19 protein-coding genes are annotated in these 21,262 nt (G+C 37.5%); 13 read left to right on the forward strand and 6 right to left on the reverse strand.

Going from position 1 to position 21,262, the window contains the following annotated elements; all coding sequences use genetic code 11:
• The first annotated feature begins 84 nt into the window (after positions 1 to 84).
• Positions 85 to 822 carry a head GIN domain-containing protein gene (locus ACJVDK_RS10460; RefSeq protein WP_443936609.1) on the forward strand — a complete coding sequence of 246 codons (738 nt, stop codon included), beginning with the start codon at positions 85 to 87 and terminating at the stop codon, positions 820 to 822.
• Between the two features lie 89 nt (positions 823 to 911).
• Here ACJVDK_RS10460 and ACJVDK_RS10465 read toward each other — a convergent pair whose 3' ends face one another.
• The 3 genes from ACJVDK_RS10465 to ACJVDK_RS10475 form a co-directional block, all read right to left on the reverse strand.
• Positions 912 to 4,943 carry a glycoside hydrolase family 2 TIM barrel-domain containing protein gene (locus ACJVDK_RS10465; RefSeq protein ID WP_443936610.1) on the reverse strand — a complete coding sequence of 1,344 codons (4,032 nt, stop codon included), beginning with the start codon at positions 4,941 to 4,943 and terminating at the stop codon, positions 912 to 914.
• 193 nt (positions 4,944 to 5,136) lie between these two features.
• On the reverse strand, positions 5,137 to 6,027 hold the full coding sequence (locus ACJVDK_RS10470) for a hypothetical protein (protein WP_443936611.1): 891 nt from the start codon (positions 6,025 to 6,027) through the stop codon (positions 5,137 to 5,139).
• A gap of 86 nt (positions 6,028 to 6,113) precedes the next feature.
• Positions 6,114 to 6,818, reverse strand: a complete 705-nt coding sequence (locus ACJVDK_RS10475) for a DUF2490 domain-containing protein (protein ID WP_443936612.1) — start codon at positions 6,816 to 6,818, stop codon at positions 6,114 to 6,116.
• A 236-nt stretch (positions 6,819 to 7,054) separates the two neighbouring features.
• On the opposite strand from ACJVDK_RS10475, the gene fabV reads away from it, so the two are divergent.
• The 5 genes from fabV (at position 7,055) to ACJVDK_RS10500 (ending at position 10,930) form a co-directional block, all read left to right on the forward strand.
• On the forward strand, positions 7,055 to 8,248 hold the full coding sequence (gene fabV, locus ACJVDK_RS10480) for an enoyl-ACP reductase FabV (protein WP_443936613.1): 1,194 nt from the start codon (positions 7,055 to 7,057) through the stop codon (positions 8,246 to 8,248).
• A gap of 70 nt (positions 8,249 to 8,318) precedes the next feature.
• Positions 8,319 to 8,858 carry a GNAT family N-acetyltransferase gene (locus tag ACJVDK_RS10485; protein ID WP_443936614.1) on the forward strand — a complete coding sequence of 180 codons (540 nt, stop codon included), beginning with the start codon at positions 8,319 to 8,321 and terminating at the stop codon, positions 8,856 to 8,858.
• Positions 8,859 to 9,089: 231 nt separating this feature from the next.
• The gene (locus ACJVDK_RS10490; RefSeq protein ID WP_443936615.1) at positions 9,090 to 9,542 is read left to right on the forward strand and encodes a cold-shock protein; all 453 of its coding nucleotides are present in this window, start codon (positions 9,090 to 9,092) and stop codon (positions 9,540 to 9,542) included.
• 281 nt (positions 9,543 to 9,823) lie between these two features.
• A complete protein-coding gene (locus tag ACJVDK_RS10495; protein WP_443936616.1) occupies positions 9,824 to 10,519 on the forward strand; it encodes an SIMPL domain-containing protein in 696 nt (231 codons plus the stop codon).
• Positions 10,520 to 10,615: 96 nt separating this feature from the next.
• Positions 10,616 to 10,930, forward strand: a complete 315-nt coding sequence (locus tag ACJVDK_RS10500) for a hypothetical protein (RefSeq protein WP_443936617.1) — start codon at positions 10,616 to 10,618, stop codon at positions 10,928 to 10,930.
• A 98-nt stretch (positions 10,931 to 11,028) separates the two neighbouring features.
• Here the strand turns inward: ACJVDK_RS10500 and serS are convergent, their stop codons facing one another.
• A complete protein-coding gene (serS, locus tag ACJVDK_RS10505; RefSeq protein ID WP_443936618.1) occupies positions 11,029 to 12,300 on the reverse strand; it encodes a serine--tRNA ligase in 1,272 nt (423 codons plus the stop codon).
• Positions 12,301 to 12,423: 123 nt separating this feature from the next.
• Between serS and rsmI the strand changes: the two genes are divergently transcribed.
• From rsmI to ACJVDK_RS10530, 5 genes are all read left to right on the forward strand, one after another.
• Entirely contained in the window at positions 12,424 to 13,149 is a 726-nt protein-coding gene (rsmI, locus tag ACJVDK_RS10510) for a 16S rRNA (cytidine(1402)-2'-O)-methyltransferase (protein WP_443936619.1), read from the forward strand.
• 197 nt (positions 13,150 to 13,346) lie between these two features.
• Positions 13,347 to 13,988, forward strand: coding sequence for a PH domain-containing protein (locus ACJVDK_RS10515; RefSeq protein ID WP_443936620.1), 642 nt, complete (start codon positions 13,347 to 13,349; stop codon positions 13,986 to 13,988).
• Positions 13,989 to 14,046: 58 nt separating this feature from the next.
• Positions 14,047 to 15,678 carry an apolipoprotein N-acyltransferase gene (gene lnt, locus ACJVDK_RS10520; RefSeq protein ID WP_443936621.1) on the forward strand — a complete coding sequence of 544 codons (1,632 nt, stop codon included), beginning with the start codon at positions 14,047 to 14,049 and terminating at the stop codon, positions 15,676 to 15,678.
• An 11-nt stretch (positions 15,679 to 15,689) separates the two neighbouring features.
• Complete coding sequence (lspA, locus tag ACJVDK_RS10525) at positions 15,690 to 16,211, forward strand: signal peptidase II (protein ID WP_443936622.1); 522 nt, start codon at positions 15,690 to 15,692, stop codon at positions 16,209 to 16,211.
• Positions 16,212 to 16,299: 88 nt separating this feature from the next.
• Positions 16,300 to 16,716 carry an OsmC family protein gene (locus ACJVDK_RS10530; RefSeq protein WP_443936623.1) on the forward strand — a complete coding sequence of 139 codons (417 nt, stop codon included), beginning with the start codon at positions 16,300 to 16,302 and terminating at the stop codon, positions 16,714 to 16,716.
• A 68-nt stretch (positions 16,717 to 16,784) separates the two neighbouring features.
• Here the strand turns inward: ACJVDK_RS10530 and ACJVDK_RS10535 are convergent, their stop codons facing one another.
• On the reverse strand, positions 16,785 to 17,474 hold the full coding sequence (locus tag ACJVDK_RS10535) for a response regulator transcription factor (protein WP_443936624.1): 690 nt from the start codon (positions 17,472 to 17,474) through the stop codon (positions 16,785 to 16,787).
• Between the two features lie 69 nt (positions 17,475 to 17,543).
• The gene (locus ACJVDK_RS10540) at positions 17,544 to 19,184 is read right to left on the reverse strand and encodes an NAD+ synthase (RefSeq protein WP_443936625.1); all 1,641 of its coding nucleotides are present in this window, start codon (positions 19,182 to 19,184) and stop codon (positions 17,544 to 17,546) included.
• Positions 19,185 to 19,253: 69 nt separating this feature from the next.
• Between ACJVDK_RS10540 and gldB the strand changes: the two genes are divergently transcribed.
• A complete protein-coding gene (gldB, locus tag ACJVDK_RS10545; RefSeq protein ID WP_443936626.1) occupies positions 19,254 to 20,285 on the forward strand; it encodes a gliding motility lipoprotein GldB in 1,032 nt (343 codons plus the stop codon).
• A 52-nt stretch (positions 20,286 to 20,337) separates the two neighbouring features.
• Complete coding sequence (locus ACJVDK_RS10550) at positions 20,338 to 21,111, forward strand: patatin-like phospholipase family protein (RefSeq protein ID WP_443936627.1); 774 nt, start codon at positions 20,338 to 20,340, stop codon at positions 21,109 to 21,111.
• Positions 21,112 to 21,262 lie beyond the last annotated feature (151 nt).

Consider the following 21,262-nt stretch of genomic DNA (forward strand, 5'->3'; position numbering starts at 1 on the left):
TCAAAATCAATGTGCAACATTTGAAGAAAAAAAACGTCACTATACAAAAAACTACTATTTATTGTTGATTCAAAATTAATTCATATGAAAAAGTTCCTATCTGTTGCATTAACCGCTATTACCATCGTCAGCAGCAGCATTAGCCATGCCACAAATCCTATTCGGCCAAACGCGTTCGTAAAAACGATTAATAGTGATGAACGCGATGTAAAAAACTTTAAAGGAGTTGCAGCAGGAGGCCCGATTAAAGTAGTTATAACTTTAGGAGATACGGAGAGTTGTAGATTTGAGGGCGATGCAGAAGCCATTTCGACATTGATAACCCAAGTTAAAAGCAATATCCTCATTATACGGCCAGAAAATAGCTGGACAAGCTGGGCTAAAAAATACGAAGGAAAGAAAATTACCGCCTACATTACGGCAAAAACGATCACAAGCCTAACCATGAGCGGCAACGGAAGCATGACGGTTGATGGTTCGGTAGATGTAGATGATTTATCCGTTACCTTAAGCGGCTCAGGTAATTTATGGGTTAATACACATGTAAATGATTTTAACGGTGTGCTCAGCGGTTCTGGTAAATTAAGCATCAATGGCAAAGCCGATAATGCAACAATCGTTTTAAGTGGTTCCGCAAAATTTGGCGGCAGCAACTTTGAAGTTGAAAAACTATCGGCCACACTCAGTGGTTCAGGCACCGTAAACATTAAGGCCAGCCAACATATAAAGGCCTTTATTACCGGTTCTGCAAATATTAACTACTCAGGCAATGCTGAAGTAGACAAAACTGTTTTAGGTTCTGGTTCTGTAAGAAAAGTGTAAAAACTAAGCATCAAAAAAAAGGGCATTGAATTACGTTCAATGCCCTTTTTTGCTTTAAGTATTTTCCGTTTTTCAGGAAATGATTAAGCTTAATCTGCCAACACAATAAATTCAGCCCCCGATGCAAAATCTTGTCCGTTTTGCGAGCTTAATGCTGTAAAACGGATATACCTTCCTTTTATCGGGCTTTTCAATTTAATCTCTTGCGGATTTGAGTTCTTGGCAAACGTTCCTGATGCAACTGGCTCAGCCCAATTTTTCCCATCAAGACTTACCTGAATTTTGTAATCTTTAATGTTGCCATTGCTTCCTTCTTGACGTGGAATATATTTAAAACCTGAAATACTTTTTACATCATTCGCATCAAAATCAACCCAATGCGGATATTGAGCAACCGTCACCGAGTAGGTTGTATGCCAATTTGTCGATAAATCGCCATCAATTAAATGTTTCGCATCCCCCTCTCCTGTTTCTTCACTCGATGCAAAAACAACGCGCATAGGCACGGTATTAATTTTCGCGAACACAGCTACAGCTTTCAAAGCTGTATTATTCTTATACCAAGCATGTACCGTACCGCCTTGCTTTAAAGCAAACGCTTTTGTGTACAAAACGGGTTTGCTGTTATTTACGGTATAATAAATATCAGAACCTTGTTGTTCAGATGCTATTTTCACCACACCCATTTGATTTTGAGAAATTACAATTGGTAAATCACCTGCTGTACTTACATGTACCTTGCTTTCAACATCATTTTTAACAACCGGACGAATAATAAAACCGAATGTATGCTCAGATGCTTTTACTCTGTCTTGTTCCAACGGAGGGCCTTGTCCACAACTATTGCCACCCAAGCCCGTAACCGCAGCATTTAAATACAAATGTGTTCCGGTACTTTTAGGCAATTGATATGGATGTGAAGCTAAGGTCATTTCTAATTCGCTCCATGGCAATGCCGATGCAGAAAAAGTATTTTTGGCAATAAAGACAATCCCATCTCCCGAGGCATCGGTTAACGAACACCACCGCAATTCTTCTCTATTTCCAGTTGTTTGTGGTTTTGGCCAAGGCACAAACATATCGGCTACCTTGCTTGAATACATTTCAATAAATTGACCGGTTTTACGATCGGCAAAATTATTTATCGGCCCACGGCCATAATAACGGTACTGATCAAAAGCCGAAGGCAACTCCATTTTATAGCCCAATTGCGGAAGAACCAACGTTGGGTTATTGGATGTAATACTCGTTTGAAGTTCAATAGAACCATCTTTGTAAATCGACCAAATTTGGTTGCTTGTAAATTTAAAATCACCGTAATCAAATGCACGTTCTTTTTCTACAATGGTATATTTTCCCGATGCACCGCCATTAATCGTAGCTCCATTGGGTGCTTGCGATTCTACAATAAAATTCAACACAATGGTTCCATCCAGCTTCGTATAATTGGAGATCGAAGTCACCTTATGCTTGAGATTGTGAAGACCATTTTCAAACCATTGTTTATACGCCCAGTTATCGTTATCAACAGGAGCGCGCAAAGCATCTAGTTTCGGTCCTTCTCCATCTCTAATAAGTGTTTTTCCACCGTATGTTAAGCCAAATAAGCTACCCGTTTTTGCGTCAAATTTAGCCTCATATCCAGTTCCTTTAATAATTTTCAAATCGCCAACAGTACTAATACGGCCTTTATCGCCTGTGGCAACCTTTGCAATGGAAGGCTTGTTACTCGGGGCTTTTAGATAAAGTTGCTCTTCCATTTGAACGAAGCCCTTTTCTGCCCAAAACATATCCTTAATTAAGATAAATTGAACTTTCACAAAGTACTCTGCTACAGGATTCAATTTGCTTGCATCAATCGGAAGTACGAAAGTGGCTTTTCTACGTGCTTGCAAAGTATTCATATCAATTAATCCTTTACTGCTTGCTACCGCTTTACCATTTTCATACAGCGACCATTGTATCACGTAATTCTCAAGCGTGCTGAAGTAATTTTTATTAAAGACCTCAATCTCCTTTTTCGCCGAATCTACCAGCTTGACACCAATGTTTTGGTACACCTTTTTCACTTCGTAATACTGAGGCTTCGGGGTTAAATCGGCAAAAATAAGGCCGTTCATCACGAAGGTTCCATCATTTGGTTTGTCGCCAAAGTCGCCTCCATAAGCCATGTATTTTTCGCCTGTAGTTTTATCATACGTGTACATTGCTTGATCAATCCAATCCCAAATAGCACCGCCCATAAAAAAGTTTGTACTTTCAATAGCCTCCCAATAATCAATTAAATTACCAGCCGCATTTCCCATAGAGTGGGCGTACTCAGAAATATGAAAAGGATATTTCATCTTATATTTTCCTTTTACCGCATTTCGTACCCACTCGATTGAGGGATATTGGTTAGAACCGATATCTACAATCGAATTATTTCTTTCGTATTGTACCGGACGCGACACGTCAATTTTCTTAATTTCATCATAAGCTGCGACGAAGTTTTTACCCGGTCCAGCTTCATTTCCTAATGACCAAATAACAATCGACGGATTATTGATGTTTGCATACACCATTTCCAAATTTCTGGCCACGTGCGCATTATTCCACTCCGGTGGATGAGACAACGAGGCATCTCCATAATAGTACTCGTGGCTTTCAATATTCGCTTCATCCTCCAAATAAATACCGTATTTATTACACAGATAATACCAGTACGGGTCATCGTTGTAATGTGAATTACGCACATGGTTGATGTTGGCACGTTTCATTAATTTCACTTCAGCTTCCATTTGCTCGCGCGATAAAACCTTTCCAGTTGAAGGATTCGTTTCATGACGATTTACACCTTTAAGCTTGATTGTTTTTCCATTTAAATAATAATACCTGCCCGCCAAGCCAAACTCATCATCGCCAGCATTTGTATTTTTTATTTCAACTTTTCTAAAACCAACGATCACCGACACATGTTCCAACACATTATTTTTACCATCCTTTAACGTAGCAACCAAAGTATATTGATATGGTTGCTCTGCAGACCATTTATTTGGATTGCTAACACTTAAAGTAGTTTTTGAAAGCGCAGCAGCAGTTGCCTGAACCTGTATTGCATCACTTACTTGTGTTGCCGATTGCACCGACGTATTTTCGTCACTATACAATTTATTCTCGAAAAGCGCATACTCAACTTTATATTTCGATACTGATTTATTCGAAGTATTTAAAATTTCGGCAGCAATGTTCAAGGTTCCGTCTTTGTATTGCGCATCTAAATCAGGTGTAACCATTAGATTGCGAATCTGAACTCTTGGCTTTGCCGTTAAATAAACCGAACGGAAAATCCCCGGAAGACGAAACATATCTTGCGCTTCTAAGAAAGAGCCATCAGAATTTCGATAAACTTCTACCGCAACCTCATTTTTACCTTTTTTATTTAAAAATCGGGTAATGTTAAACGCCGCAAGATTGCGCGAGTTTTTAGAAAAGCCAACATATTGACCATTTATCCAGAGGTAAAAAAATGAATCAACGCCATCAAAATTTAAATAAACATCTTTACCATCCCATTTGGTTGGTAAATCGAATGTTCTGCGATAAGAACCTACTTCGTTTCTGTAGATAAAAGTCGTCCAATCGCTTGGAGGCGTACGCATCACTCCTCCCTTCCAGTCATCAACCTTAACGCTATGACTGAAAATAACTTTCTGATTAACATAAATCGGGACGCCGTATTTTAAGCTTCCATTTTTTTGGATCCCCAAGATATTCCAACTCATCGGCACCGGAACATTATCCCAGCCTGAAACATCAAAGCTTGGCTTAAAAAAATCTTTAGGGCGCTCTTCAGGTGTCTTAACCCAGTTAAACTTCCAAGTACCGTTCAACGATTGATAAAACGTACTATTCTCCGGTAGAACCTTTCGGGCATTTTCTACACTACCAAAAGAAAAAAAGTAAGCTTTGGGTACCTCCTTATTGAGCGATAAATCGCCGGGAGAATCCCATTCTTTTCCTGTTGGACCATTTTCGGTTCCATACCTAAAACCTGCGATAGATACGCTACTCAGATTTTGTTGCGCGTTTACTTTTACGCAAATTGTTACTAATAGAAATAAGGATATTAAATTTTTCATTCAAAAAAATATAAGCTGGCAAATTATGAAAATTTACCTGTTTGCATGGATAAAAGTTTCATTTTTTATCCGCCTAAGCCATTTTCATCAGAATTACCGCTGCTATTATCAAGTTATGGATGATCCAAAAAATTTTGTCACAAAAAAAGCGGGATGGCTTTTAAATCAACCATCCCGCTTTTGTTTATGCGTATTAAAACTGAACGCCTAATACCGTTAAATTTTCGATATAATTAATTTTCTGAGTGGCTTTATCGTATTCATCCCAACCGGTTGTGTGTACATTGGTTAAATTGGTTGCGCCAAATTTGGTTGAATTTTGCAGATAAATATTTTTCCAGATATAGAATTTTAAGCCCACTTTTGCCGAAACTCCATAACCCGAAACACTAAAATGATTGTTACGTCCGAGGCCGAACAAGCGTACATCCGAACGTGGCACCATAATACCACCACCAATACCGGTTTCTAAAGTTAAAGACGTATTACCAGAAGGAGCTACCCAAATATCATCATACCGCTCCAGTTCTATATTGGCATAATTAAAACCATCGGTATGCTCGTATGTCAACATACTTTCTTGTAAATTAATTTTCTCGCCATTGTAATTTCCGGCCATCGCGCCTGTTGATACGTTTGGCACCGAAATGTTCTGGCCAATTGTTCCGCTAATGCCTACTGTTTGTGGAATGTCAACCACATATTTCATGTGATCCCAACCAATGGAAATACTGTAATTATCTTTTATAAAATAACCCGCACGAATATTGTATTGTGGAACCGTAATTAAACTTGGATTTAAATAAGACCAATCTAACTTAGACTGTCTATCTTTTGCCGTTACATCGTACAACGTAAAATCATAATTGGGTCCCGCAAAACGAATATCGCTCTTCCCATACCATGAATTATTGTAACCCCAATGAAAATAAAAATCACCCTTGCGCGAAAAATTACGCTTATGCATTGGATTAAATATACTTTTTGAATTCGGCACCGATTGGTTACCAGAAGTTTGAACTTCTTGAGCGAGTATACGTTTTCCAAACAATAGGGTGACAACTAATATTGAGATTTTTTTCATGCCGCAAAAATAGAACAAAATAAAAAGCGACCAACAAATTACTGATGGTCGCATGTAAACCTTTACAAAAAATAGACTTTTTTGTGTTAAAAACGGGTATACACGCCTAACTGAATGACGTTGTTCAGCGAATTTATCGCAGCCCCCTTAATGTACTGATTTAAATAACCTGCTTCTAAATCAAAAGCCTTCGAAAAACGGTACCCTACAGCCAAATAAGCTCTATTCTGATCAAAAAAGCTATTGTTTACGTTGCTATTGTTTTGAACATTTAAGAAAATTTCATTTTGTAAAGCCACAAATGGCCCTTTGGTAAATTTAGGTTCAGCCTTTTGCAAGGGTTGTATCATTCTGAAAAAATAACGGAAACGTTGTGCAAAAACATCCTCATTGGCGCGTTCAAAAAAACGTTGTTCCAAGCGTAAGCGATGAGAAACAAATACGGATTTTAATTTGTGGTTATAAATGTACTGCTCCCAAATACGATGTTCGTTAGCCGTAATTTTCGCACCTGTTGCCGGTATCTCCGCAGTATTTGTAACCCATAAATAACCCACAGTAGCATTGCTGCTTGGATTGATATAATACGTAACACCCGGACGAATCAATGTATTTCGAACATAGCCCCAATCGTCAGCAGAACGCACTTGAAAATCAAAATGCATCCCCCATTTATCGTTAAATTTGGTACTATTTAAAAATAAAAACCATCCCGAATTCTGATGAACAGTTTGCGCTGAAAGTGATAAACCAATACATAAAAGGGAGATGAATAAAAGTATTTTCTTCATATTTTTTTTACTAGATGAACCTATTTTTTTTGTTTCAAAATTAACATTTTTTCAAAAACACTTAAACAACTAATAACCAATTAGTTAAATAATTAAAAATTTACGTTCTATGAGCCCATAGCAAAAAATTGATTTACGGTTAAGCAATTAAAAATATATCTTCGTTAAAGATTTAGGTAAGAGCGGTTAAAAAACCACCCTGAATTGAACATTTCAAACATAAAATCGATAAGAAAATGATTATTGAACCTAGAATGAGGGGCTTCATATGTTTAACTGCACATCCAGAAGGTTGCGCACAAAACGTAAAGAATCAAATTGAATATGTAAAATCAAAAGGTGCCATTAATGGTCCTAAAAAGGTTTTAGTAATTGGTGCATCAACCGGTTTCGGTTTAGCATCAAGAATTTCAGCTGCATATGGTTCGGGTGCAGCAACCATTGGCGTATTTTTTGAAAAAGCACCATCTGAGGGAAAAACGGCCTCACCAGGTTGGTACAATTCTGCTGCGTTTGAAAAAGAAGCGCACGCAGCTGGTTTATATGCAAAAAGCATTAATGGAGATGCATTTTCTAAAGAAATTAAAGCCAAAACCATCGAATTAATCAAAGCCGATTTAGGCCAAGTGGATTTAGTGGTGTACAGTTTAGCTTCACCGCTTAGAAAACACCCAGATACCGAAGTTTTACACCGTTCTACACTAAAACCTATCGGTCAATCGTATACCAACAAAACAGTTGATTTTCATACAGGAAACGTTACTTCTGTTTCTATTGAGCCTGCAAACGAAGAAGAAATTGCCAATACCGTTGCCGTAATGGGTGGAGAAGATTGGGCGATGTGGATTGATGCGCTAAAAGCTGAAAATTTATTAGCAGATGGAGCTATCACTGTAGCTTATTCGTACATCGGCCCTGCCCTAACCACGCCGGTTTACCGCGATGGAACCATTGGTGCTGCGAAAGACCACTTAGAAGCTACTGCTTTTACCATAGCAGATACCTTGAAAGATATCAACGGAAAAGCCTACGTTTCAGTTAACAAAGCCTTGGTAACACAAGCAAGCTCAGCAATTCCAGTAATTCCATTGTACATTTCGTTGTTGTACAAAGTGATGAAAGCAGAAGGTATCCACGAAGGTACCATCGAACAAATTCAACGTTTATATGCCGATCGTCTGTACACGGGCAAACCGATTGAATTGGATGAAAAAGGTAGAATTAGAATCGACGATTGGGAAATGCGCGCAGATGTACAAGAAAAAGTGGCAAAACTTTGGGAAGAAGCAACCACTGAAACCTTACCTAGCATCGGTGATTTAGCCGGATACAGATCCGATTTCTTAAGTCTTTTTGGTTTCGAAATTGATAAAGTAGATTATCAAAAAGAAACAAACGAAATGGTTCAAATAGAAGGATTAGTTAACTAATCAGCCATTTTTTTATATAATGAAAAGAGACTAACTTCGGTTGGTCTCTTTTTTTTAACCACAATAACCAATGAACTTTAATTTACAACCAAGCCTTGAAAACAATTTAATAAAAATTGTCCCACTCCAAGAACACGATTTTGAAGCGCTGTTTGAAGTTGCAAACGATCCGCTATTATGGGAGCAACATCCCAATAAAAACAGGTATCAGCGACCGGTTTTTGAGAACTTCTTTAAAGGTGCGATAGAATCTAAAGGTGCCTTCATTGTATACGACAAAAAAAGCGATGCCGTTGTAGGCAGTTCGAGGTTTTATGAGGTAAGCGAAACCGAGTCATCAATTGCAGTGGGATACACCTTTATTGGCCGTTCTTTTTGGGGAAAAGGCCATAATGCCGCACTCAAAAAATTGATGTTCGATTATGCCTTTCAATTTGTAAACACTATCCACTTACACATCGGTGCGACAAATTTCCGCTCCCAAAAAGCAACCGAAAAACTTGGAGCAAAAAAAATAGCAGAACAAGAAATAGCCTACTTTGGAGAACCTGCCAAACTAAATTTTATTTACGAAGTTAGCAAAGCTAATTGGCTGCAAAATAAACCCTAAAGCGATGTAAACAAATCCAAAAACAGGAAAAATTTAACGATTTTCAAGAAAACAGCACGAGCAAAATATAACAACCCGCACAAAAAAGGCAAGAAAAAGGTATCGCTGCGTACTTGTTCTTATCCCTTCCAAAAGACGATTAAAGCAAATTTAATCGTCTTTTCACTTTATTTTTCGTACCTTTACTGCAATTCTATCGGCGTCTCACCACTTGAAAATCAAAAAGAAAATATGGCTAAATCTCAAGCAACCTACAGTAAAAAGGAAAACGAAAAAAAACGTTTAAAAAAGAAGAACGAGAAGCAAGAGAAAAAAGAAGAACGCCAGGCAAATAAAAAAAGTGGTTTATCTTTAGAAGATATGATGGCCTATGTAGATGAGAATGGAAACATTACTTCTACCCCACCAGATCCAAACAAAAAGAAAGTAATCAATACCGAAGATATCCAAATTGGAATTGCCAGACAGGAAAACATCATAGATGAAAACCCAGTTAAAAAGGGAACCGTTTCCTTTTTTAACGAAAGCAAAGGATACGGTTTTATCAAACAAACCGATACACAAGATAGCATTTTTGTACACGCCAATGGCTTAATTACACAAATTAAAGAAGGCGACAAGGTAAGTTTTGAAATTGAAATGGGTCAAAAAGGACCAACGGCTGTAAAAGTTAGCAAAGCCTAAACTGCCCTCTTCTTTAAATTGCTCCAGTTCATCTAACTATTGCATGTAGTAACACAACGTACAAACGAATTATAAAATTTATTCGTATTCTATTTTTCAATTGTACGTTATATAGCTCCTTCCTAAGCATCGTCCACAGATTATCGCAGTTTAACTCCCCAGAAACCTATTTAAAAGTTGTTCAAATATCTTTTTCCTACTTTTTCTTAAAAAAAATAAAAGTGCGGTGTGGAATTTGCTTTAAATTTTCATCATACTGATGCACACAAAAAAATATACATATGAAAAAGTTTTTAGCCATTGCTCTGGTTACCATCCTAGGATTATCAACCGTAAAAGCGCAACAAGTAGATCTACGAAAAAAAATTAACGTTAGCGGAAATGCAGAAACGGAAGTAACCCCCGACATCATTTACATCAGCATCTCATTAAAAGAATATTTAAAGGATAACAACAGCAAGAAAAAAGTAGAAATTGCAGATTTAGAAAGTCAGCTATTCAATGCCGTACAAAAAGCAGGAATCGCAAAGGAAAACCTAACCATCAGCAATTTAAACAGCTGGAATACGCAAGCGGAGAAAAAGAAAAATCCAGACTTTTTAGCGAGCAAACAATATCGTTTAAAAGTTAGTGACCCCAATAAGTTCAATGAAATTATTGCATCCATCGACCCCAAAGGCATTGCCAACACCTACATCGAAAGTTATAGCTACTCTAAAATTGAAAGCCTGAAAAAAGAGCTAAAAATTAAAGCATTAATTGCAGCAAAAGAGAAAGCAAATTACATGGTAGAAGCGTTAGGCGAAAAATTAGGCGGGGTTTTGGAAATACAAGATAATGAGGTTAATTCTATACAACCTATGTACCGAAATACCCTCATGAAGGCCGAAAGTGATGCTTCTGGAAACCAAGAAGAAATTAATTTTAAAAAAATTAAATTGAATTTTGTTATAAATGTGATTTTTGAGATAAAATAATTAAATTTAAGTGTTCTTTGAATACTTGTTAAGCCTACCAGAAACATTTTGGTAGGTTTTTTGTTATTAAGTCATCAATACTTAAAAATTAACAATATGAAAAAATTCATTTACACATTCGCTTTAATCTTTTCGCTAGGCTTGTGCTTCAATACAACGTACGCAGCAAATAAACCAGCTAAAAACCCTACAGAATTAACTGCAGAACAAAGCATTCAACTAGAAAAAATTAAATCTAGAGTGGAAGAAATCAAAGCGATGGATAAATCTAACTTAACCAAAGCAGAACGAAAAGCATTGCGCAATGAATTAAAAGAAATGAAAAATCAAGCGCGCGCAATTTCTGGCGGTGTTTACTTATCAGTTGGAGCCATTATCATCATCATTCTTTTGTTGATTTTAATTTTATAGAACCTACATCTACTTTTTTTAGACTCTACATCTACTTCGACATAAAAAAAGCGTTGCACATGGCAACGCTTTTTTTATGTCTTTAACTTTTGGGTAGATTAATCAATCCACTCAAAACCTGTATATTTCACCAATACCTCTGGAATCTTAATTCCTTTCTCGGTTTGATTATTTTCTAATATAGAAGCTACAATACGCGGCAGAGCCAATGCACTACCGTTTAATGAATGAGCCAATTGCGCTTTGCCTTCCTTTCCTTTAAAACGTAATTTTAAGCGATTGCTTTGATAGGTTTCAAAGTTTGATACCGATGAAACTTCTAACCAACGCTCTTGCGCGGCACTCCATACTTCCATATCATAGGTCATAGCAGAAGTAAAGCCCATATCGCCCCCACATAAACGCAATACACGATAATGTAAGCCCAACTCTTGTAATAACGACTGTACGTACTGGCTCATCTCTTCCAATGTTTCGTACGATTTATCAGGATGTGTAACCTGCACAACCTCAACTTTATCAAATTGATGTAAACGATTTAAACCACGCACGTGTGCTCCATACGAACCTGCTTCTCTACGAAAACATGGCGTATAGGCTGTATTTTTAATCGGTAAATCTTCCTCTTTTATAATCACATCGCGGTATAAATTGGTTACCGGAACCTCTGCCGTTGGTATTAAATACAAATCATCAATGGTTGAATGATACATTTGCCCTTCTTTATCCGGCAATTGTCCTGTACCAAAACCCGAAGCTGCATTTACCAAATGAGGCACTTGCATTTCTTTATACCCTGCCTCTGTTGCATGATCTAAAAAGAAATTGATTAATGCCCGTTGCAAACGAGCACCTTTCCCTTTGTAAACTGGAAAACCAGCACCGGTAATTTTAACTCCTAATTCGAAATCAATGATATCGTACTTAGCCGCAAGCTCCCAATGTGGCAATGCTTTAGTTGGCAATTCTGCTGGCTGACCATGGGTATAAACAATTTCATTATCATCAGCTGTGCTGCCTTGTTTAACCAATTCATATGGCAAATTAGGCAATTGAACCAATAGATTAAATTGTGCTGTTTCCAATTCGGTTAATTGATCGCCAAGGTTTTTAATGCTTTCTTTGTGCGTTGCTGTTTGGGCCTTAATTGCTTCGGCTTCCTCTTTTTTACCAGCACGCATTAAATCGCCAATTTGTTTGGCTGCTGCATTGGCCTCTGCGGAAATACTATCTAAGGAAGTTTGGGTAGCACGACGTTCTTCATCAATCTTGATAATTTCGTCTACTAACTCAGGTTGTTTAAAATTACGGACACTTAAACGTTCTAAAACTTTCTCTCTATTTTCGCGGATATAGTTAACTTGCAGCATTATTTATTTTTTTTCACAAAGATAGTTTTTAAAGGTGAAAGACAAAAAGGTTTAAAGTACTCAAATCAGACTTAAATCTTAAAGTCCAAGCCTTAAACCCTATACCTTAAACCCCGCACCTTGATGGAAGGAAAACTCTTTTTAGTACCTACACCCATTGGCAATTTGGAGGACATGACTTTTAGGGCAATCCGTATTTTAAAAGAATGCGATTTAATTTTGGCCGAAGATACCCGAACAAGCGCCCCTATGTTAAAGCATTTTGGTATTGATAAAAGGGTGTTTTCGCATCATCAACATAACGAGCACAAAGCATCGGCCGAGATTATTAAGTTTTTAAAAGAAGGGCAAAAAATTGCGTTGATTTCGGATGCTGGCACGCCCGCCATTTCTGATCCCGGTTTTTTTCTCGTTCGTGAAGCCTTAAAAAATGACATCGCCATTGAATGCTTACCTGGAGCAACTGCTTTTGTTCCGGCTTTAGTTAATTCGGGTTTACCTTCTGAATCTTTTGTTTTTGAAGGTTTTTTGCCTGTTAAAAAAGGACGCCAAACCAAGTTTAAAAAACTGGCCGAAGAAGAACGCACCATCATACTTTACGAAAGTCCGCATCGTTTATTAAAAACCCTCGAAGAGTTTGCACAATATTTAGGTGAAGACCGACAAGCTTCGGTAAGCCGCGAACTAACCAAACTATTTGAGGAAACTGTGCGCGGCACCTTGCTTGAAATAAAAACACATTTCGAAAACAATACTTTAAAAGGAGAAATCGTAATTTGCATTGCCGGTAAAACAGGCGAAAAAGAAAAAGAAGGGAAAAGCAAGAACAAATACAAAGACATTGAGTAAAAGGTTGAGGATTGAGGATTGAAGGTTGAAGGTTGAAGGTTGAGGGCAGAAGGCAGAGAGATTAAGGTTGAAAGCAGAAGGTTGAGGTTGAAAGCAAAAGGTTGAGGAGTTAAGGCTTAAGGTAAACCAAGTTTCTCAAATCTAAATACTTGATACTTAACACTTGATACTCGATATTAAACACAAAACAAAAAAACATGATTAGCATAGATAGATTTTTAAGTGACGAACAAGATCCCAAAGCAGTAGAAAAGGTTATTGGAAAATTAAACGACCTTTTAACATCAGGAGAAGAAATTTTATATCTGGGTGTACAAAAAAAACCAGCTGTAAATTTACTACCGGATAGCATTGCCATTTCAAATAAACGGATTTTTTATTGTTCGCCGGGCAATTTAGGATTGACCATGAATTTTAAAGATATCTCTTGGAAAAACATCAAAGAAGTATCGTTTAAAGAAGAGTTTTTCGGATCAAAATTCATTTGTGTTCCGCAGCATGGCGAAAACATTGTAACGGAATTTATCCCGAAAGTACAAGCTAGAAAACTGCATCAGGCCGCGAATCAGCAATTAGAAGAATACAAAGAAATGCTTCGTCAGCAAGTTTTAGAACAAAACCGTGCTTCGGCAGCTACCATTGCGCCTGTTGTTGAGCCAGTTGTGGTAAACAAAGAGCCTGAACCAATTGTTGTTGCGCCAATTGCAACCGCTGCAGTTGAAGAAGTAGAGGATGAAACAACCTTGAAACTACGCAAATTAAAAACCCTTTACGATAAACACCTTATTACGGGCGCTGAATACGAAAGCAAAAAAGCGGCTATTTTAGATAGTTTATAAACCCGCAAAATATACCCCGGCGGATGCTTCGGCATCCGCATTAGGTTTTACACAACCAATGACAAAAAAACAACACCTCCTGTTAGCCCTGCTCAGCGCATTTTTACTGTGGCTTGCTTGGCCGCCCATCACATTTACCACGCCACTTTTATTTATTGCATTAGTTCCTCTATTAATCGCTTTAGAAAGTATTTCAACGAGTGAAGAAATAAAAACAGGCAAAAGAATTTTCTTAACTGCCGGATTAACCTTTTTACTTTGGAACACGGCTTCTACCTACTGGGTGTACAATGCAATAAGCGCATACAACGGTCCAGCATTGGCCATTCCTGTATCGTTAATCCCTTATGGATTAGGTGCTTTACTCATGACTTTTGCTTTCTGGCTATACCACCGTTTACGCAAACGCGTGAATAAAAAAATAGCTTATTTGGGTTTAATTTCCTTTTACATTGCCTTAGAATATTTGCAGCAAACTTGGGATTTAGCTTTCCCTTGGATGACTTTAGGAAATGGATTAGCCGGAATGCACCAATTGGCACAGTGGTACGATGTTACAGGGGTTTACGGTGGCTCGTTGTGGATTTTATTGAGCAACATTTTGGCCTTCGAAGCATATAAAGCGTATAAGAACAACACGGGATATGCAAAATTACGCCCAGTTTTTGTGTGGCTGTTCATATTGCTTATTCCAATGGCAATTTCAATTAAACGATACTTTTCATCCAAAGAAATCGGCACCACAGCGAATGTTGTAGTGGTACAGCCCAATATCGATCCGTATGAAAAATTCGGAAAAATACCAGCACTTGATCAAATCAAAATTTTAGCCCATTTATCGGATTCGATTGCACAGCCCAATACAGAATATTTTATTTGGCCTGAAACGGCTATTCCAAGCTACGATGATGAAGACCGTATCCGTGAATCGACTACCTTTAGCAGCCTACAGGAATTTTTAGAAAAATACAAGAATGGAACGCTCATAACCGGAATCGAAAGCCTTAAAATTTATCCCGATAAACGAACGATATCGGCAAAATATGCTGAAAATAGAGGCTTTTATTACGATAATTTTAATGCCGCCATGCAAATTGAAAACTCGGCCAATGTGCAGTTTTATCATAAGTCAAAATTAGTCCCTGGAGCAGAAAAAATGCCTTTCCCTAAAGTATTTTCTTACTTGGATTTTATTTTTGCGCAATTGGGTGGCAGCGTTGGTGGATGGGGTTGGCAGGAGAAACCCAGCGTTTTATATGCACAAAGCGGAATTGGCGCAGCTCCAGTGGTGTGCTACGAAAGTTTATGGGGCGATTGGATTGGCGAACAAGTAAAAATGGGCGCACAATTTATCGCGATTATTACCAACGATGGATGGTGGGGCAATACCGCCGGCAAAGACCAGCATCAGTTGTATGCAAAACTAAGAGCAATTGAAACGCGTCGCGATATCGTGCGCTCGGCAAATACCGGAATCTCTTGCTTCATTAACCAACGTGGCGACATCACCCAACAAACGCAGTGGTGGACACCTACCGCCATTAAAAGCGATATTTATTTAAACGACGAACTTACTTTTTATGTTAAAAGTGGCGATGTTCTAGCAAAACTTTTCAGTGTTGCTGCTGGTATACTCGCACTCCTTCTACTCTATAAAACATGGATTCGTAAACAGCAGAAAGCGATCTAGAGATAACATTCATGGAAACAAAAAACAACTTAAAAACCCCTTTTCTAATTTTAATACTTGCACTCAACTTATTCGTTGATCAGGTATCAAAAATTATTGTTCGGAAAGAGCTACAATATAACGAGCCAATTAATTTAATAAAAGACCGCTTCACACTCATTAAAGTAGAAAATACAGGCGCTTTTTTAAGCTTAGGCGATGATTTGCCCAACATCTTAAAAATTATTTTATTAAATGGGTTGCCCTTGGTGGTTTTAGGATATGGACTTTATTATCTTTTTTCAAAACGCTCATTAGCTACACACATGCAATTAGCCTTGTGCTTTTTAATTGGGGGTGGTGCTGGTAATTTATACGACCGTATGCTATATGGTTCTGTAACCGATTTTATGCACATGGATTTTTATCTTTTCCAAACAGGCATTTTCAATTTTGGCGATATTTCCATTATGATTGGCATAGGCATCTTGTTGTTCCAATCTGTACTGATAAAAAAAGAAGAACCAACGATAGAAGAAGATACCACAAAATAATATTGGTTTCTTAATCAAACAGGAACGTTAATTCAACAAACATAATGGTATCTTTAAGTGTTAAAAACCTATAACACTTAAAGAACTCATGAAAAGAAATGCAACAGCCGTATGGCAAGGAACCATTAAAGAAGGTGCGGGACACATTACAACACAAAGCACAACCTTAAACAATACACAATATTCGTTTGGATCGCGCTTTGCAGAAGGTGTGGGTACCAACCCAGAAGAATTAATCGCAGCTGCACATGCTGGCTGTTTCACCATGAAATTATCAGCAAACTTAACCGAAGCTGGTTTTACGCCGGAAAAATTAGAAACAAAAGCCGACGTTAATTTCGACACCTCTATTGGTGAAATTGTAGAATCGCATTTAACCTTAAATGCTTCTGTACCGGGAATTTCTCAAGAAAAATTTGATGAATTAGTAGCCGATGCCGAAAAAAATTGTCCGATCTCTAAATTGCTAAAAGCAAAAATATCGGTTGATGCCACACTAGCATAAACAAAACGGCCATTTATCTTAAAGGATAAATGGCCGTTTTTGTATGTTCACAAGGAGTAAGCTTAAGCCTAAATTAAATCAAAAGCTCTTGCATATTGAGCCACCTCGAAAGAAGATTTTATATTCAGCTTTTCGCGAATATTTCTTCGGTGTGTATCAACTGTTGTTGAAGAAATGCACAATTCGTGCGCTATTTCCAACGAACTTTTACCCAAAGCAATTTCTTTAAGAATGGTTTGTTCGCGTTTGCTAAGCTTTGCGAAATTGTGGTAATTCTTGCGTAAGAAATCATTCTCTTCTAGAATTTTGTTGGCTTTATTTGCCATGTGGTGCATGGCATCTACTGGAATAGAAACTGTAACCGTTAATAAAGGTTTATTTTCATTATCACGCATTAAAATACGTGTACTAGACAAATGCCATCGATATTCTTTTAGATGCGGCATTTTTACCTGCTGATAAAAACTTACCGATTCGTGTTCTTTATTTTCGGTGATTAATTTCGTTATTTTCGGCACATAATCAGCAGCATCCTCCGAATTAAAAAAACGCTCATAATAGCTTTCAGGCTTAAGAGCGTATAATTGTTCTGCTGTTATTTTTAGTTGACTAAGGCCTAATTTATTCATATAGGCAATTTTCCAATCAGCTATTTTATGTATAATTACTACCCCTGGTAATTGGTTAAATGTTGCATCGTGCTCTTTTATCACTTGCTTCATTTTAGGCGTTAAATCAGATACAAAATGTAAATCCATAAAAGGGATGAAGAGGGTTACAATCCCTAAAAATACTTAAAATTTAGTATTTTTACAACTACACTTGACTTAAATCATATACTTTCCTACGATTGGCATTCTTCTGCCCATACCAAATGCTTTGGGAGAAACACGTAAAATTGGAGGTGTTTGATACCGTTTAAATTCAGCAATGTTAACCATTTTCAAAATACGCGTAACCAAAGCCTCATCAAATCCTTGTGCAATAATCGTTGCAGATCCCTTTTTCAATTCAATATGTTCGTATAGAATTTTGTCGAGTACATCGTATTCGGGCAATGAATCTGAATCTTTCTGATCGGGTCTTAACTCGGCTGAAGGTGGCTTTACGATTGTATTTATTGGAATAATTTCGCGCTCCTTATTAATGTAACGTGACAGCGCAAAAACCTGCATTTTATAAACATCGCCAATTACCCCCAATGCCCCACACATATCGCCATACAAAGTCCCATATCCAACGGCACACTCACTTTTATTAGAGGTATTCAGCAAAATATAGCCAAATTTATTACTCATGGCCATGTTAATAATCCCGCGGATGCGAGCTTGAATATTCTCTTCAGCTAAATTAAAGGGCAATCCTTTAAAAGCAGGAGCCAAAATGGTATCAAAAGCTTCAGCCACTTCCTTTATCGGAATAATTTCATGCATGCAACCAATGTTATTAACCAAATCAAGAGCATCCTGTACCGAATGGTCTGAAGAAAATTTAGAAGGCATTAAAACCGCCATTACATTCTCCGGACCAAGTGCCCTACAGGCCAAGGCACAAACCACCGCCGAATCAATCCCTCCAGACAAGCCTAAAACTGCTTTACTGAAACCTGATTTTTTAAAATAATCTTGAATCCCTAAAACTAAGGCATCGTGAATTTGCTCAATATCTCCGGCACGCTCCTTAGCTGGATTTTTGACACGAACCGTTTCCACCTCCTCTAAATCAAATACTTGAAGATCTTGCTCAAAGTACTTCATTTCAGCCTTCATTTGACCTTCCGAATCGAATACCAACGAACCTCCGTCGAATATAATTTCGGTTTGTGCTCCCACCTGGTTCACATAAAAAAGAGGCAACTTGTATTTTTTTGAATTATCAGAAAGCACTTTTATGCGCTCCTCATCGTGCGTGTATGAAAATGGAGAAGCAGCAATGTTAATCATCAAATCAGGACCTTCTTTAATCAATTCGTCCATCGGATTCGAGATGTATAAAGGATTATCGTTGATGTTCCATAAATCTTCACAAATGGTTAAAGCAATGCGCTTTCCTTTGAAATCGATGCATTGGAAGATACGAGCCGGTTCGAAATAGCGATACTCATCAAAAACATCATAGGTAGGTAAAAGCGCTTTTTTAGTAACGGATGAAATTTTCCCTTCCTCAATAAAATAAGCTGCATTAAACAAGTCTTTCCCTTGCAAAATATCATTCTTTACAGGCAAGCCAATAATACAGGCAATTCCAAAGCAATGCTTGGCAATTTCTTGGGCTGCTTTTTCACACAAATCAATAAAATCTTCGGACTCTAAAAAATCACGAGCTGGATAACCACAAACGGCTAATTCGGCAAAAACAACCAAATCTGCACCCTTCTCTTTTGCAGCAAAAATGGTTTCAATTATTTTTTGAGTATTCGACTCGAAATTACCAATGTGATAATTTAACTGCGCTAATGCTATTTTCATATATTACTTCCCAAATAGTACGTATCACGATTTTATAAAAACTAATTTATGTAGCTATATTTGCCCTACATGACACAGCGTATAAAACCCCAGCAAATTTATCTTTTTTTTCTTTTTGCCATTGCATTTATTTCTTGTAAACAACGAAACAGACCCGATGTAAGTAAAATTAATGTTGCTATTAAAATTGATCGCTTTGATAAAAACCTTTATGCTGGAAAAGGAAAGGATGTAAACTACACCAATTTATCCCTTGCTCAAAACTATGGTCTTTTTTACGACGATTTTATGCACAAGATGTTATCAAGCAATTATACCAATCCGGAGGCTTTAACTAATTTATATGGCGATCAAGCATATACCGACTTAACCAAAGAGGTTGATAGTGTGTATCCTAATCTAAAGCTACAAGAAGAGGGACTTAGCAGTACTTTCAAATACATCAAATATTACTATCCAAAGGCTAAAATACCCAAGTTCATTTCTTTTGTATCGGGTTTTGCTTATCAAATGCCTGTAGGCGATAATTATATGGGCATTGGCTTAGACATGTTTTTGGGTAAAGACAGTAAATTCTACCAAGCAATTGTTAAAAGTGTTCCCTTGTACTTGTCGCGTCGCTTTGCACCAGAATATATTGTATCCCGTGCTGCTGAAACCTATGCCCATGAAGAACTTTTTCATGAAGCTGACGGGAATAGAACATTACTATCTAAAATGATTTTCGAAGGAAAAATATTGTATTTCCTAGATCAGGTACTTCCTGAAAACACCCCAGATTCCATAAAAATTGGCTATACAACCCAACAAATGGATTGGACGAAAACGTATGAAGGTGATATATGGGCCTATTTTTTAGAAAACAATTTCTTGTATGAAAGCGATTATCAAAAAATACAGGTTTTTCTTTCTGAAGGTCCTTTTACACCAGGATTGGGAGAAAATCGCGATTCGGCACCTAAGTTGGGGGTTTGGATGGGTTGGCAAATTGTACGCAAATACATGAATGAACATCCGGATGTAAGCTTACAACAATTAATGGCCGACAACGATGCGCAAAAAATACTAACCCAATCCAAATACAAGCCTAAGCAAAAATAATTTAGCAATTTTTGAAATTAATTGAACATCTAACCAAAACAACCCCAAAATCATGAAAGTAGGAATTGTATTATCAGGCGGAGGGATAAGAGGCATTGCGCATTTGGGCGTATTAAAAGCTTTCAGCAATTTCGGCATCACTTTTAGTCATATCAGTGGCACCAGTGCTGGATCTATTGCCGGAGCTTTTTTCGCAGCCGGCATTGATCCACAAGAAGGCCTAAATATTTTCCTAAAAACCAAGTTGTGGCGCTTTGTTCGCCCTGCAGTTGGCTCTTTGGGGCTTATCAACATCGAAAAAACCGCCTTAATATTAAAAGAATATTTTCCCGAAGATTCCATCGAAAACCTTAAAATCCCTCTAACCATTGCCGCAGTAAACTTTAGCCAAGGCAAATTAATTTATTTTAATAAAGGGCCTTTAATCAGAGCCATCCATGCGTCAAGCTGCATACCGGGTATTTTTAAGCCCATTATGATTGATAACCAAATGTACGTAGATGGAGGTATTTTAAACAACTTCCCAGTAGAGCCCTTGCTTGAAACCTGCGATTACATTATCGGTTCGTCCTGCAACCATCTTAAACCGGTAAATGAAATTACAGGTATTACCAAATTAATGGGCCGGGCGGGTGTTATGTCGATTAATCACGACATGGAACGAAAAGCAAAGTTCTGTAATGTTATGATTGAGCCAAAAGGTTTAGGTGCTATTAGTACTTTTGACATGGAACGCGCCGAAGAAATCTATTGGATTGCACATGAAGAAGCCCTTCAAGTGATTAAAAACAATCCGGCTATCTCACAAATGATTCCCAAAGCCTAAGAAAATCGTTATTATTTAATTAACCTTTTGACAAAATAAACAAACAAAATTAAAACTCACACTGTCATATATTAATATTTAACATAAAAAGTAGTCTTAATAATTTTTCGGTTATAGAATTTTACATATACATAAAGTATATTTACAACTA

Origin of the sequence: Pedobacter paludisoli (genome assembly GCF_052344095.1) — a bacterium.
Classification (GTDB): domain Bacteria; phylum Bacteroidota; class Bacteroidia; order Sphingobacteriales; family Sphingobacteriaceae; genus Pedobacter.

What these genes read in the sequence shown, in the direction of transcription:
- ACJVDK_RS10490 (WP_443936615.1), top strand. Translation starts at nt 9,090, where the DNA reads ATGGCTAAATCTCAAGCAACCTACAGTAAAAAGGAAAACGAAAAAAAA.
- ACJVDK_RS10485 (WP_443936614.1), top strand. Translation starts at nt 8,319, where the DNA reads ATGAACTTTAATTTACAACCAAGCCTTGAAAACAATTTAATAAAAATT.
- ACJVDK_RS10500 (WP_443936617.1), top strand. Translation starts at nt 10,616, where the DNA reads ATGAAAAAATTCATTTACACATTCGCTTTAATCTTTTCGCTAGGCTTG.
- fabV (WP_443936613.1), top strand. Translation starts at nt 7,055, where the DNA reads ATGATTATTGAACCTAGAATGAGGGGCTTCATATGTTTAACTGCACAT.
- ACJVDK_RS10535 (WP_443936624.1), bottom strand. Translation starts at nt 17,474, where the DNA reads ATGGATTTACATTTTGTATCTGATTTAACGCCTAAAATGAAGCAAGTG.
- gldB (WP_443936626.1), top strand. Translation starts at nt 19,254, where the DNA reads ATGACACAGCGTATAAAACCCCAGCAAATTTATCTTTTTTTTCTTTTT.
- ACJVDK_RS10460 (WP_443936609.1), top strand. Translation starts at nt 85, where the DNA reads ATGAAAAAGTTCCTATCTGTTGCATTAACCGCTATTACCATCGTCAGC.
- ACJVDK_RS10475 (WP_443936612.1), bottom strand. Translation starts at nt 6,818, where the DNA reads ATGAAGAAAATACTTTTATTCATCTCCCTTTTATGTATTGGTTTATCA.
- ACJVDK_RS10465 (WP_443936610.1), bottom strand. Translation starts at nt 4,943, where the DNA reads ATGAAAAATTTAATATCCTTATTTCTATTAGTAACAATTTGCGTAAAA.
- ACJVDK_RS10515 (WP_443936620.1), top strand. Translation starts at nt 13,347, where the DNA reads ATGATTAGCATAGATAGATTTTTAAGTGACGAACAAGATCCCAAAGCA.
- rsmI (WP_443936619.1), top strand. Translation starts at nt 12,424, where the DNA reads ATGGAAGGAAAACTCTTTTTAGTACCTACACCCATTGGCAATTTGGAG.
- lnt (WP_443936621.1), top strand. Translation starts at nt 14,047, where the DNA reads ATGACAAAAAAACAACACCTCCTGTTAGCCCTGCTCAGCGCATTTTTA.
- ACJVDK_RS10550 (WP_443936627.1), top strand. Translation starts at nt 20,338, where the DNA reads ATGAAAGTAGGAATTGTATTATCAGGCGGAGGGATAAGAGGCATTGCG.
- ACJVDK_RS10495 (WP_443936616.1), top strand. Translation starts at nt 9,824, where the DNA reads ATGAAAAAGTTTTTAGCCATTGCTCTGGTTACCATCCTAGGATTATCA.
- serS (WP_443936618.1), bottom strand. Translation starts at nt 12,300, where the DNA reads ATGCTGCAAGTTAACTATATCCGCGAAAATAGAGAGAAAGTTTTAGAA.
- ACJVDK_RS10540 (WP_443936625.1), bottom strand. Translation starts at nt 19,184, where the DNA reads ATGAAAATAGCATTAGCGCAGTTAAATTATCACATTGGTAATTTCGAG.
- lspA (WP_443936622.1), top strand. Translation starts at nt 15,690, where the DNA reads ATGGAAACAAAAAACAACTTAAAAACCCCTTTTCTAATTTTAATACTT.
- ACJVDK_RS10470 (WP_443936611.1), bottom strand. Translation starts at nt 6,027, where the DNA reads ATGAAAAAAATCTCAATATTAGTTGTCACCCTATTGTTTGGAAAACGT.
- ACJVDK_RS10530 (WP_443936623.1), top strand. Translation starts at nt 16,300, where the DNA reads ATGAAAAGAAATGCAACAGCCGTATGGCAAGGAACCATTAAAGAAGGT.